15 protein-coding genes are annotated in these 13,464 nt (G+C 45.0%); 4 read left to right on the top strand and 11 right to left on the bottom strand.

What is annotated here, in order from left to right; genetic code table 11:
- Nucleotides 1–259 precede the first annotated feature (259 nt).
- The 5 genes from L865_RS0106935 to rplU all read right to left on the bottom strand — a co-directional run bounded on the left by L865_RS0106935 (nucleotide 260) and on the right by rplU (nucleotide 3,476).
- Entirely contained in the window at nucleotides 260–727 is a 468-nt protein-coding gene (locus tag L865_RS0106935; protein ID WP_179023722.1) for a threonine/serine exporter family protein, read from the bottom strand.
- Nucleotides 724–1,485 carry a threonine/serine exporter family protein gene (locus L865_RS0106930; RefSeq protein ID WP_028772568.1) on the bottom strand — a complete coding sequence of 254 codons (762 nt, stop codon included), beginning with the start codon at nucleotides 1,483–1,485 and terminating at the stop codon, nucleotides 724–726. The genes L865_RS0106935 and L865_RS0106930 overlap by 4 nt, the downstream gene beginning before the upstream one ends.
- Before the next feature lie 35 nt (nucleotides 1,486–1,520).
- The gene (gene cgtA / locus L865_RS0106925; protein WP_028772567.1) at nucleotides 1,521–2,678 is read right to left on the bottom strand and encodes an Obg family GTPase CgtA; all 1,158 of its coding nucleotides are present in this window, start codon (nucleotides 2,676–2,678) and stop codon (nucleotides 1,521–1,523) included.
- A 216-nt stretch (nucleotides 2,679–2,894) separates the two neighbouring features.
- Nucleotides 2,895–3,149, bottom strand: coding sequence for a 50S ribosomal protein L27 (rpmA, locus tag L865_RS0106920; RefSeq protein ID WP_028772566.1), 255 nt, complete (start codon nucleotides 3,147–3,149; stop codon nucleotides 2,895–2,897).
- 15 nt (nucleotides 3,150–3,164) lie between these two features.
- A complete protein-coding gene (gene rplU, locus L865_RS0106915; protein ID WP_028772565.1) occupies nucleotides 3,165–3,476 on the bottom strand; it encodes a 50S ribosomal protein L21 in 312 nt (103 codons plus the stop codon).
- Nucleotides 3,477–3,747: 271 nt separating this feature from the next.
- Between rplU and ispB the strand changes: the two genes are divergently transcribed.
- On the top strand, nucleotides 3,748–4,719 hold the full coding sequence (gene ispB / locus L865_RS0106910; protein ID WP_028772564.1) for an octaprenyl diphosphate synthase: 972 nt from the start codon (nucleotides 3,748–3,750) through the stop codon (nucleotides 4,717–4,719).
- A 71-nt stretch (nucleotides 4,720–4,790) separates the two neighbouring features.
- Here ispB and mdh read toward each other — a convergent pair whose 3' ends face one another.
- Nucleotides 4,791–5,726: a malate dehydrogenase gene (gene mdh / locus L865_RS0106905; RefSeq protein ID WP_028772563.1), complete on the bottom strand. Its 936-nt coding sequence runs from the start codon at nucleotides 5,724–5,726 to the stop codon at nucleotides 4,791–4,793.
- A gap of 316 nt (nucleotides 5,727–6,042) precedes the next feature.
- Here mdh and argR point away from each other — a divergent pair, with 316 nt between their 5' ends.
- Both argR and L865_RS0106895 read left to right on the top strand, forming a co-directional pair.
- On the top strand, nucleotides 6,043–6,513 hold the full coding sequence (argR, locus tag L865_RS0106900) for a transcriptional regulator ArgR (RefSeq protein WP_028772562.1): 471 nt from the start codon (nucleotides 6,043–6,045) through the stop codon (nucleotides 6,511–6,513).
- 163 nt (nucleotides 6,514–6,676) lie between these two features.
- Complete coding sequence (locus L865_RS0106895; RefSeq protein ID WP_028772561.1) at nucleotides 6,677–7,135, top strand: cupin domain-containing protein; 459 nt, start codon at nucleotides 6,677–6,679, stop codon at nucleotides 7,133–7,135.
- A 31-nt stretch (nucleotides 7,136–7,166) separates the two neighbouring features.
- Here L865_RS0106895 and L865_RS0106890 read toward each other — a convergent pair whose 3' ends face one another.
- From L865_RS0106890 to L865_RS0106875, 4 genes are all read right to left on the bottom strand, one after another.
- Entirely contained in the window at nucleotides 7,167–8,102 is a 936-nt protein-coding gene (locus L865_RS0106890) for a Dyp-type peroxidase (protein WP_028772560.1), read from the bottom strand.
- 192 nt (nucleotides 8,103–8,294) lie between these two features.
- The gene (locus tag L865_RS0106885) at nucleotides 8,295–9,323 is read right to left on the bottom strand and encodes an ABC transporter ATP-binding protein (RefSeq protein WP_037470689.1); all 1,029 of its coding nucleotides are present in this window, start codon (nucleotides 9,321–9,323) and stop codon (nucleotides 8,295–8,297) included.
- Between the two features lie 3 nt (nucleotides 9,324–9,326).
- Nucleotides 9,327–10,955: an ABC transporter permease gene (locus L865_RS0106880; protein WP_028772558.1), complete on the bottom strand. Its 1,629-nt coding sequence runs from the start codon at nucleotides 10,953–10,955 to the stop codon at nucleotides 9,327–9,329.
- Nucleotides 10,956–11,135: 180 nt separating this feature from the next.
- Nucleotides 11,136–12,143: a Fe(3+) ABC transporter substrate-binding protein gene (locus L865_RS0106875; protein ID WP_028772557.1), complete on the bottom strand. Its 1,008-nt coding sequence runs from the start codon at nucleotides 12,141–12,143 to the stop codon at nucleotides 11,136–11,138.
- 236 nt (nucleotides 12,144–12,379) lie between these two features.
- Between L865_RS0106875 and L865_RS25435 the strand changes: the two genes are divergently transcribed.
- Complete coding sequence (locus L865_RS25435) at nucleotides 12,380–12,868, top strand: hypothetical protein (RefSeq protein WP_157577483.1); 489 nt, start codon at nucleotides 12,380–12,382, stop codon at nucleotides 12,866–12,868.
- Here L865_RS25435 and L865_RS0106865 read toward each other — a convergent pair.
- On the bottom strand, nucleotides 12,865–13,455 hold the full coding sequence (locus L865_RS0106865) for a glutathione S-transferase N-terminal domain-containing protein (protein WP_028772556.1): 591 nt from the start codon (nucleotides 13,453–13,455) through the stop codon (nucleotides 12,865–12,867). The genes L865_RS25435 and L865_RS0106865 overlap by 4 nt on opposite strands.
- Nucleotides 13,456–13,464 lie beyond the last annotated feature (9 nt).

Genomic DNA, 13,464 nt, shown 5'->3' with positions numbered 1-13,464 from the left:
AATCAGTATAAACATTTAGTCACTCAGCGAGAGTTTAGCGGTTCTGAGGCAAGGCAACGAGTGAAGAGCATAGTTATTCTACGGTTAAGCTCGTTAACACAGCATCAGAATCGCTAAAACTCGCCATTCTGGCGCGTTTTGGGCTACCTACTTCTGCGTTGAATAACCTCACAAGGGAGCAACCATTGTTTCAGTTATTCGCCTTGAATTAGTTTGCCAAAAGCGCGCTGAGTAGATCAAATTCTTATACTGATTGGTATTAGACCACTGGCCGACTTCGATAATAGAGTAAACTTGGCATGGCTAAGCCCACAGCGAGTGCGCCAAGTATAAACACGGTTTTTAAACCATTACTGATAACGCTATCGAGTAGCTCGGTTGTTACTGTAGGCAGCATCGATAATTGCACTAGTGCAATAACGGTATTAAATGCATAGGTGCCTGGCACCATAGGTATAATCGCGGCAACAGCATACATTAATGGTGGCGCTAAATGCCGTTTAGCAAATTGTATAGTCAGCAACCCCACTATGGCTGCCGCAATAAAAGTGGCCCACTCTATCGGCAAGTTAAAGTGCATCAGTAGAGTGCGAGTGCTATGACCTAGCGCGCCGGCGATCGCGCAATAGCCAAGATAGCGCCGTGGAACATTGAACACCATGGCAAAACCGACAGCCGGAATAGCTGAGAAAATCGCATCATTGATTAACGAGGTAATCAGCATCATAATAACAAGCCACCGACTTGCATCGCCATAGTAATGCCTACGACAGAGGCGACGGTCAATAAGGTAGCATGGCCCCAGCGGGCAATACCCACATTTAAATGGCCTTTGACCATATCTGAAATGGCATTGATCATCGGAAAACCAGGTACCAGCATGAGTACACTGGCCGCCATAGGCAGTTTAGGCGTTGAAGTTAGCTCGAAGTGATAACCTAATTGGGCGATTCCTACGGTAATAAAGGCTGTCACCGCAAAATTAACGAGTAAATTAAAATGATGCTTTGCTATCTGCAACCGTACTAGCATACCGATAGAGCTGGCTAAAAAAGTGAGTGCGCTAGCCGCTAAATCCCCACCATACAGATGACAAAAGCTTGCGCAAGAAAGGCCAATCATGGGAATCAGGTAACGCTTAGGGTAACTTCTCGGCTCTATCCTATTAACTCGCTTGCGCACCTCAGCCAGACCATACAAGCCTTTCTCTGTCAGCAAACAGATTCGTTGCAACTCGCAAATAATGGTCATATTGATCCCATGTTCGCGAATACGTCTTGTGGTGGTAATGCAGCGCCCATGAACTAGGCTAGTTAAAACAAGGGAGTTTGACGAGATAGACAGTTCGACACTGGCTAGTCCCAGTGCCGCACCTAGACGCTGACTCATCTCTTCAACGAGTTCTGACTCAGCACCGTAGGCAAGCAGGAGTTGCGCAACCCGCACAACTTGGCGGGTTATATCATTTTGAGTATCAGCGTACACAGAGCCCTCTATGGAGCTGATACGCTGACAATACTTTATCTTTGGTAGATAATCTCAACATCGTAGTCGTCATCGTCGAAGTCATCATCATCCATGTCATCTTCGTACTCTTCGTTGATAGAGTCTTGATGGTAATTATCCCACTTAAACTCAACTTCAGCATCTGCATCAACGGCTTCTTCTTCGGGCAACGACTCAATAAAATCGACCAACTTAAGTGTTAGCGGCTCAGTGCCTTCACGATTATAAGCAGAGATAGTATAAACATCGCCTTGCCAATCGAGCTCTTTCACTATGCGCTCAACCCGCTCCTGCAACTCTACTTCTAGCAATAGATCGGTTTTATTGAAAACTAACCAACGCGGTTTGCTCGCCAGCTTTGGTGAGTGCTTTTCCAGTTCGCCTACAATGGCGCGAGCAGCATCAACCGGATCGCTACCATCAATTGGATCGATATCCAAAATATGCAGCAGCACACGACAGCGCTCTAGGTGTTTAAGGAAGCGAATACCAAGACCGGCACCTTCAGCAGCACCTTCAATAAGCCCAGGGATGTCAGCAATAACAAAGCTTTGCCCATGGCGCGGGGTCACAACCCCCAAATTGGGAACCAATGTGGTGAACGGGTAGTCAGCAACTTTAGGCTTAGCTCTGGATACGGCGCGAATGAAGGTTGATTTACCCGCATTTGGCATCCCAAGTAAACCAACATCAGCTAGCAACATCAATTCAAGCTTAAGACTGCGAACCTCACCCGGTGTGCCGAGTGTTTTTTGGCGAGGAGCACGATTGGTACTACTTTTGAAACGAGTATTACCTAAACCGTGGAAGCCGCCCTTGGCCACTAGTAATTTTTGACCGTGAGTGGTTAAGTCACCTAACGACTCAGCAGTTTCTTCATCGACAGCTCGGGTACCAACTGGCACTTTTAGAATCAAGTCTTCACCGCCGTGACCGGTACAATCTCTGCCCCGGCCATTATTACCACGCTCAGCGCGATGAAAGCGTTCAAAACGGTAATCAATTAGCGTATTGAGGTTTTCATCTGCTTGCAGGTATACACTGCCGCCATCGCCACCATCACCGCCATCTGGACCACCATCTGGAACATATTTTTCGCGCCTAAAACTGACACAACCACTACCACCATCACCAGCTTCAACTCTGATAACCGCTTCATCGACAAACTTCATAACCACTCCTGACACCACAGAATAGAGAAATTATATCCGCTATCTATTCGGGTCGCCAAAAAAACAATGTTCTTTACACTGCTGGATAGTCATTTGCTACTCAGCAGTCACATTCAACGTCGCCAATTAAACTGCAACATTGATTTTAACTCTCTACAAAAACAATAAAGCCCCGCCAAAGGCAGGGCTCTATTTAAATCTTTGCTTGCGCTCAGATTAAGATTCGATGCTAATGAACTTACGGTTCTTAGGACCTTTAACTTCGAACTTAACTTTACCGTCAGTCAAAGCGAATAGAGTATGGTCACGACCAATACCTACGTTTACACCAGCGTGGAATTTAGTACCACGTTGACGAACAATGATGTTACCAGCAAGAACTGATTCACCACCGAAACGCTTTACACCAAGACGTTTGCTTTCTGAATCGCGGCCGTTACGAGTAGAACCGCCAGCTTTTTTATGTGCCATGAGTTAGACTCCTAATTAAGCGTTGATAGCTGTAATTTTAACTTCGGTGAACCACTGACGGTGGCCCATTTTCTTTTCGTGGTGCTTACGACGGTTAAACTTCTGAATAGTTACCTTCTCACCACGACCGTGGTTGATAACTTCAGCGATAACCTTACCACCTTCAACTAAAGGTGCACCAACGTGTACAGTTTCACCATCAGCAACCAATAATACTTGGTCAAATTCGATAGTTTCACCTGTAGCAACTTCTAATTTTTCTAGACGTACAGTATGGCCTGCAGCAACACGGTGTTGCTTACCACCACTTTGAAAAACAGCGTACATAGCTATTTTACTCCGATATTTCTAACACGCAGACTTTTTTATTAGGCTGGGTGCTATAAAAGCTTTAATGACAATGGTCGCGGAGTTTACGCTAACTAGACCAAGCTGACAAGTCCTAATTCACTTTGATCAAAAAAAGATCGGAATTACTCTCACAATGGCTCACTAATACTGTCTTACAGCGTATTTTTAGGTAGAATCGCAATATTATAACATTTTTGCATTAAATTGGATGCGCCCTTTTTAAGTATCCTAACGGTAGAGCCTAAATATGGATTTGAACGCCATTCGTCAGTTAGCTGACCACGACATGAAAAATGTCGACCAGCTAATCTATAAACAACTCGAGTCTGATGTAGCCTTAATTAACCAGTTAGGTTTCTACATTATCAATGGTGGCGGCAAACGCATGCGTCCGCTGCTATCAATATTAGCTGCACGTGCCATTGACTACCAAGGTGAAGCCCACCTTAAATTAGCAGCCATCATTGAATTCATTCATACCGCTTCCTTGCTGCATGATGATGTCGTTGATGAGTCTATGCTACGCCGAGGGCGTGAAACCGCCAATGCCCTATTTGGCAATAGTGCGAGCGTGTTGGTTGGGGACTTTCTTTATACTCGCTCGTTCCAGATGATGACAGAGTTAGGCAGCATGCAAGTACTAGAAGTTCTAGCTGATGCAACTAACATTTTGGCAGAGGGTGAGGTACTTCAGTTGATGAACTGTAATGACCCCGATACCACCGAAGAAAGTTACATGCGTGTCATTTACTGCAAGACCGCCAAGCTATTTGAAGCTGCGACACGCCTAGCAGGGGTGCTTGCTGACAGTCCAATAGAGATTCAAACCGCACTTGCTGATTATGGCAAATACCTCGGCACCGCCTTCCAGCTCACCGATGACTTACTCGATTACACCGCAGATACTGAAGAGCTTGGCAAAAACATCGGTGATGATCTTGCCGAAGGAAAGCCAACACTGCCGCTGATTTATGCCATCGCAAATGGCACCGAATCGCAAAGCGCAATGATCCGCGAAGCGATTGAGAAAGGTGACGGTACTGAGCATATCGAAACCATTATGGCAGCATTGCATAGTTGCGGGGCGCTGGCGTATACCGAAAAACGTGCGCTAGAAGAATCTGACAAAGCCATAGCGGCACTTTCTCCCCTACCAGACAGTGAGTACAAGCAAGCGCTGATCTCTTTAGCTGAAATCGCAGCAGCGCGTAGCCACTAAAAGTCGCAAGCTTAATACCGAGCAAATAAAAAAGGAGCCATTAGGCTCCTTTTTTTTGTTTTGCTAACGATTTACTTAACGAAATCGATACCTAAGGTAATGTCAGCTTTTAGGGTATCTAGCATTGCATCACGGGCATTGGCTTCAAACGCACTCGTTTCACCGTAAGCTAGTACCTGCTCAACACCATTTTTGCCAAGCAATACTGGTTGCGCAAAAAACTCTGCGTGCTCACTGCCACCATCGACATAGGCACACTCAACCACGTTGGCTTCACCTTGAAGACCACGCACTAGCGATAAACCAAAGCGGCATGCAGCTTGGCCCATTGACAGTGTAGCACTACCGCCACCGGCTTTAGCTTCAACCACTTCGGTACCCGCATTCTGAATGCGTGTCGTTAATGCAGCTACTTCTTCATCGCTAAAGCTCACACCTTCAATTTGAGAAAGTAGAGGCAAGATAGTTACACCGCTGTGGCCGCCAATCACATTGACATTCACGTCAGCAACATTCAGGCCTTTGGCTTCTGCAACGAAAGTTTCAGAACGGATAACATCTAGTGTAGTCACACCGAACAAACGATTTTTGTCATAGACACCTGCCGCTTTCAATACTTCAGCTGCAATCGCTACCGTAGTGTTAACAGGGTTAGTAATAATACCAATCAATGCTTTTGGACAAGCAGCAGCACATTTTTCAACTAGGTTTCTAACAATACCCGCATTGATATTGAATAGATCTGAGCGGTCCATGCCTGGCTTACGTGCGACACCAGCAGAGATAAGAACAACATCAGCGCCTTCTAACGCAGGTGTTGGGTCTTCACCAGCAAAACCTTTAACTTCAACATCAGTTGGGATGTGGCTAAGGTCAACGGCGACACCAGGGGTAACAGGTGCGATATCATATAGGGACAGTTTTGAACCGGCAGGCAGCTGAGTTTTCAGAAGTAGGGCTAAAGCCTGGCCAATACCACCAGCGGCACCAAGTACAGCAACTTTCATAGTTATCTCCGTTATTTCTTGGATATTTGTGATGTAGATCGTATTTGTTGATGGCGCAACATTACTGGAATCACAAACAAAATTCAATTATCCCTTAGTCGTGCAACTGACATTTTCGCCATATGTTATTGCCACAAGCAGCCCACATTAGTATTTTTACTCCAGAAAATGATACAAATTGTCACACACAGCCAATTCTCTAACTCTACAAAAGTCATCATATTGAATTTTTATTCAACCAATTCGAGTAATTGTTGACAAAAAAGTCAAAGATATTCAAAATGAGCGAGATTTTTGAATAAAGAATAAAAATACTATGCAAGCAAGTAAAAATCAGGATGAATTAGTAAAAACGTTTAAGGCGATTCTCAAAGAGGAGCGATTTGGCTCCCAAAGTGAGATTGTTAATGCGCTACAAAATGAAGGTTATAATAATATTAACCAATCTAAAGTGTCGCGCATGTTAAGCAAGTTCGGCGCAGTCAGGACGCGTAATGCCAAGCAAGAGATGGTGTATTGCTTGCCTGCTGAATTAGGTGTGCCAACTGCTGGTAGCCCATTAAAAAACTTGGTATTAGATGTTGACCACAATCAAAGCATGATCGTGGTACGTACGAGCCCAGGCGCTGCACAATTAATCGCTCGACTGCTCGATTCAATCGGTAAACCAGAAGGAATTTTAGGCACGATTGCCGGTGATGACACCATCTTTATTTGTCCATCAAATATCCAGCAAATCGACAAAACGCTAGAAACGGTTAAATCATTATTCAACTATGCTGACTAAACAACAACCGAGTTAGCACAGTTAACCCCATTAGAAAGAAGCGTAAATACGCTTCTTTTTTTTATCCCGGCAAAATGACGCATACAATATATTGAATCATGTAAACATTCATGAGACGCTAATTAGCCAAAGTCAAAGCCGTTTTTGGGCTAAGGATGTATCGATGACAAGTAAAATAATTAATATCAATGACGTCTGTTGGGAGTCTTGGCAGCACACCGATCAATATGCCAGCGCACAAAAGCATATCGGCGACGCCGCTGGTTGCGAAAAAATTGGGGTCACAATGGAGAAGCTTGCGCCAGGTAAAACTTCCTCAGTGGCTCACTACCATACCAAAGAAGAGGAACATATTTACGCTATTGAGGGGCAGGCTACACTGCTTATCGACGGTGAACCGCAACTGTTTAAGAAAGGCGACTACATTTGCTTTAATGCAAACAGCGCTATCGCCCATACACTAAGAAATGACTATGACAGCGAGTTTATCTTCTTAGTAATAGGCAATCGCGATCAGCATGATGTGGTGGTTTATCCCGACAATAATAAAGTGCAAGTCCGCAGCATCGACGAAATTTATGCCAAGCGTCCCACTAACTATTGGGACAGTGATGAGGCATAAAAAAACGCACCTTAAGGTGCGTTTTTTGTGTTTATTGGCTAGCGCTTTCTAAAAAGTCGAGTGATGGGCAGAAAAAGGAAGAACCGGTCAACGCTTGAGTAAAGTGCATTAAATGATCATGGTTTCCTTCACCATCCCCGTGCACCATGCTATGCAGCATTTTCTCAAAGTTGCTGGCATTGTGGCACATAGAAATAAACATCAAACCTTGCTCTTTAACAGAGCCATAAGGCATGCTCTGGCGCAAAATCTCCAATGAATTACCTTGCTCGTCCTTCAGGTTAACCCGCTTAATATGGCTGGTTAACGGCTTATCAGCACTGGCGTATTCAATATTATCTTGCTTGGTGCGACCGATGATATCTTCTTGCTTTTTAACCGGAAGGCGATTCCATTTACTCAGGTTGTGGGCAAACTTCTGCACATGGATGTAGCTGCCACCTTTAAATGCTGGATCGCTATCCCCGACTAACGCGGTCGTTTGACGCCCATGCCCCTTAGGGTTTTCTGTGCCATCAACAAAGCCAGTAAGATCGCGGTTTTCCAAAAAGCGGAAACCACGCTCTTCATCGACTAACTCGACCAGGCCTTCGAACATCTGACACACTTCATTTGCCACTAAGTGCAAGATGTCAAAGCGATCGCAACGAACGTGCACGAACAGGTCATACTCAAGTGCAGGTGCATCACGGTTATCAACATGCATTGCCGGGAAAGGTTTAAGCTCTAGCGGACGCTGTTGCGGGTAAAGACTATCCCAATAATTTGCCCCTATGGCCACAAAACCATTGAAAGCACTATCGGCATACTGATCTGCCAATTCATGGATATACTGGGCAACATTAGCGACACAAGGACGAAGTTGAGACTCAACATTGTCCTCGGCATTAAACATCAAATAAACGCTGTGTAGGTTCCCTTCTGCACAAATACCTATTTGTTCTCGTGGCATAGCCTGGTTGTCCATCAATTCTCACCTTATGTCTGTCTCATTTTCGGCCATATTATGCGAAACTTTAGCGATTAATAGTATTAACCTAAGCACAAAACCAGCAACTGAAACATCAACTAATCATTAAGATTACCTTTTTTTAATCATTGCAACCAGCCCAATACAATACTGACCGTCCAAAGAGCAAGATTAGAGTCGATTTTATTGTTAAAACAATACCAATTGATGACTCGGTGCTGATAGCTGTACCCGCTGCCCAGGTGTCAATTGCAACAACTGGCTTTTAACTTCATAAAACTGCTCAGCTAACTGGACTTGATAATGACAAATATTGCCTAAAAAGCGACGCTCAACAATGACACCCTTACCACACTCGTCAGCTGCGATTTCAATCTGCTGCGGCCGCAGTAATACCATGCCTTCGTAATTAACCGGTTGGCGTAACACTTTGGTGCTGGTCAACAAGCCTAATGGCGTGTTCACTTGATAATCATCTGATACCGACGCAGGTATGTAATTACCGCTACCCAAAAAGTCCGCCACATAACGATCGCACGGATCTGAATACAGCTCCTCAGCAGTCCCATACTGAACGATCGCCCCATCTTTAAATAAAGCTAACTTATCGGCAAAAACAAACGCTTCATCTTTACTGTGGGTGACAAAAATGGCACTGACGCCGCGTGATTTTAGAATTTGACGGATCTCTAACATCATTTCACTGCGCACCTTGGCATCAATGTTTGAGAAAGGCTCATCTAACAATAAGAGTTCAGGCTCATAGGCTAATGAGCGTGCAATCGATACACGCTGCTGCTGACCGCCAGATAATTCATGGGGGTAGCGCTGAGCAAGCCCTTCTAACTTCACTAAACTGAGCATCTCATCGAGGCGAGCTTGGCGTGCGGCATTATCTAATCCTTTGACACCAAAAAGCACGTTGTCAGCCACAGTCAGGTGCGGAAATAGTGCATAGTCTTGAAAAATCATTCCGATGCCGCGTTGTTCACTGGGTCGATGTTCACTTGGCGATGAGACCAACTCACCATTGATATGTATCTCGCCGGCAGAAACCGCCTGCAAGCCCGCTATCGCACGTAGTAAGGTGGTTTTGCCGCATCCACTGGGGCCTAACAGTGCGGCAATCTCACCCTTTTCTACCTGCAAAGATAACTCTGTCAGCACTCTCTGGCTTTGATAATCGCTTGATACCTTATTAATAGTCAGTGTCGACATAATTTAATGTTGCTCCAAAGAACGGTTGAGATAGATAAGCGGTATGAGACCCACCAATACAATGACGATAGCAGCTAATGCGCCATGTTCAAGTTGCTCGTCAGACACAAACTGGAACACATAAGTGGCGAGATTTTCAAAGCCGACCGGGCGCAACAACAAGGCTGCAGGAAGCTCTTTCATGCACTCAATAAACACTAATAATAACCCAGCAAAAACCCCCTTTCGCAGCAATGGCAGATGAACACGCCACATCAGTATTCTAGGTTTCATACCCATGGTTATGGCCGCCATATCTAAAGATGGACTCACACGTTTATAGCTGTTTTCAATACTGCCGATAGCTATCGCACTAAAACGAATACAAAAAGCTGCTATCAGGGCAAACACGCTACCACTTAAAATAAGCCCAGGGCCTCGCTGGTCAAAGTAAGCGTAAATATCATTGATAGCAAAATCTGCATAGGTCAAGGGAACTAAGATACCAATAGCGAGCACCGTGCCAGGCAACGCGTAGCCCGTAGAAGCTAAGCGTGACGGTAACAAATCCTGTTTCCTAGGGCTGCAGCGACGAACAAACATTAGCAGTAACCCCAGTGCCACAGTTAGAACGCTGACAATCGCGGCGATATAAAAACTATTCCAACTGTACTGTAGAAACTGACTGTGCCAACTCTGATCAAAATAGTTTATGGCGTACTGCAACAAAATAATAAACGGTAACAAGAAGGAAAACACCAGTAACAGTCCGCAATAGGCGGTTGCCAAAGCCCCTTTTATGCCCTTCAGTTCGTATAGGTCGGCGCGATTAATTTCAGTCTGCTTTTGAAACAACTTTTGCTTACGTCGAGCAAAGCGCTCGAAGCCAATCATAGAAAATACCACTAACAACATAATGGCAGACAACTTAGCAGCGGCTGCTAAGCTACCGTAGCCGAGCCAAGTATCATAAACGGCTGTAGTCAACGTTGGCACCGCAAAGTAGCTTACAGTGGCAAAATCTGCCACGGTTTCCATTGCAACTAATGACGCCCCTACCGCTAATGCCGGACGAGCCATTGGTAAACTCAAACGCCAAAAACTGCGCCAAGGGCCACACCCCATCACTCTCGATGCATGCTGCAAACTGGAAGACTGTTCCATGAATGCGGTTCGTGCCAACAGGTAAATATAGGGAAACAACACCAATGCCAGCATCACTGAAGCGCCGCCTAAAGAGCGGACTTCAGGGAAGTAGTAGTCTTGCGGTGACTGCCAGCCAAAAAAACCACGTAAAACTCGTTGAACCGGACCGGCATAATCGAGTAAATCCGTATAGACATAGGCAACCACGTAAGCGGGCATAGCTAAAGGCAGCAGTAATGCCCACTGAAATACTGAGCGACCACGAAAATGGCAGCGGGCGACTAACCAAGCCGCTGGAACAGCAACAAATAACGCCCCAATACATACCCAAAGCATGAGCAGCACGGTATTAGAAATATAAGTGGGAAGTACGGTATTGAAAAGGTGCGAGAAAATCGCTTCATCGGGCACCATCGCTTGAACAATAATGGCCACCAACGGCAAAACCACTAAACCAGCTAACAGGTAGCTAGAGACAGACCAACTGCGGGAGAAACCTAAAATCATCCAATGTTCCAATAAGGGCGATGGCGGCGAGTATGATGTACTAACCTAAATCTAAGCTTAAATAAGAACGATTATAACTCACATTGTTGTGATAGGTATTATGCTAAATCAAAAATAGCCTTCATTTTGAAGGCTATTTTCTCAATTGCAGGCAATGACTGCGAGCTTACTAGCAAGCGGTTATAGATCGAATTTCACTTCGTCTAATAACTTAACTGCAGCTTCATGATATTCAGCCAGCTTAAATACCGGCAGTTTGTCCGCTTTGAACTCACCCCATGAGGCCACTAACTCTGAAGGTGCAACATCAGCTTTAATAGGATATTCAAAATTAATTTCAGCGTAGGCTTGCTGCGCTTTATCACCGGACAAATACTCCATCAGTTTGATAGCATTATCTTTATTTGGTGAGTGTTTAGCTAACGCCATACCAGAAACGTTGATATGTGAACCGCGGTTATCTTGGTTGGGGAAGTTAATATACACTGCTTCAGCCCAAGGTACTTGCTTAGGGTCTTGCAACATTTTACCTAAGTAGTAGCTATTACCGATAGCAATATCACATAAGCCTTCTTTCACTGCTTTAACTTGAGCACGGTCATTACCTTGTGGCTTACGCGCCAAATTACTCTTTAGGCCTTGTAACCATGCTTTGGCATCAGCTTCACCGTGATGCGCAATCATCGAGGCCACAAGAGAGATGTTGTATGGGTGCTTACCGGAACGCGTACAAATTTTGCCTGCATACTTAGGATCAGCAAGATCTTCATAATCGAGATCTAGCTTCCCAAGGCGGTCTTTAGAAGAGTAGACATTACGTACACGCATGGTCAACGCGTACCAGTCATTTTCTGGAGAGCGATACTCTTGCGGAATATTCGCGCTTAACGCATCACTGGCGACAGGCGCGACGAGGTTCTTATCGGCTAACTCCATTAAACGAGAGAAGTCAGAAGTCAGTACCACATCGGCTGGCGATAAACGCCCTTCACGCATCATCCGCTCGGCAATGCCTTTTTTGGAAAACACCACATCGACCTTAATACCCGTTTCTTTGGTAAAGTCCGCTAAAATGGGGTCAATTAGAAATGCTTGACGATATGAGTAAACAGTCAGGTTGTCTGCCGCATTAGCGACTGATGCTGCGCATGCTAATCCTAATACAGCTAGGCCAGTAGTGATCTTCATTCTTGCTCTCCGTACAGCGACACTGTGTTCGCCTCTGAATAATGATAATTATTATCAATCGCAAAAAGGATAATAAAACTTCAACATTTGAGCAAGGTTATTGACAAAAAAAACAACCTAGATCACGCATTTTCACTAAAGCGACACAAGCCGACTAAAATTAGTACCGAGCAACCACCTATCTATAAGTATCTACTAAATTAAATTGAGTGCTGATGCACATAGGTAAATAATTTATGTTATTGAAAACATCTCTTATCGTCTTACTGGCTATCGCTGCTGTTTTCGTTGTACGAATGTTTCTGCCAAGCAGCACAATTAAACGTCTAAGACATCACCGTAAGTCACAAAACGATAAAGTTTGCTCCACTACTAGGCCTCTAACATCATCACTTGAACAGCCCCCTATCGAAAAATCGCCAGCAGTCACCAACAACGGTACATCAATCCACCCGTATCACTCGGTCACGTTAGAAGGAGGCTTGGATTGCTGTGAAGCTATGCAACAAATCAAGCATAAACGCTACCTGTCTGCTGACGCGCCAACCATCCCTATAAAAGGCTGTGACAAAGCCGATTGCCATTGTCATTACCAACATTTTGAGGACCGGCGGCAACCTGACAGTGACCGCCTCATAGATTATGGCGTGACTCAAGATTTATATGGTGCATTTGGCGAACAGAATCGCCGAGTCTATAAAAAAGGCAGACGAGAAACAGATTAAGGTTGCGTATCGCGCATTTCCGGATGCCCCGAGAAGCTGCGATACCAAATAGCAACGCTCGGTGCCACATGTTGCCAAGCAATATCACCATGACGAAAGTCGATATAGCTTAACAAACAGGCCAGCATAATGTTGTGGGCCGTTAGTACTTGAGTACGCTGTTCGCCATGGTGCTCAATATGCTGTAACCCTCGCAATAGCGCTTGCTCAAAACGCGCGGTCCAAAATGGCGAGCGTACTCCCTCTTCTTCACGCATTTGTTCCTGACGTAGCCCAACAGCACTATCAAGCAAACCTTTAAGCAATGAAAATTGCGTTTGTTGGTGCCAAGTTGGAGCCAAGCCAAACAATAAATGCTCACCAAACTCGCTATCTAAGAACCTGAGTATCACCTCACTATCAAACAGCGCGGCGCCATCATTCAAGATTAAGCAGGGAATTTTAGCCAGTGGGTTAGCGGACACAAAGGCTTCATCATTCAGTAGTGGGTTTATAGCTTGTTCTTTGACACCTTTAATAGCGAGATGTCGAATGGCGACACGCACACAGCGCGCATAGGGTGAAGCATCAGAATAATACAGTCGCATAGTGACTCC

It is taken from the genome of Shewanella waksmanii ATCC BAA-643 (assembly GCF_000518805.1).
Classification (GTDB): Bacteria; Pseudomonadota; Gammaproteobacteria; order Enterobacterales; family Shewanellaceae; genus Shewanella; species Shewanella waksmanii.
This window is presented reverse-complemented; position numbering and strand designations above follow the sequence as displayed.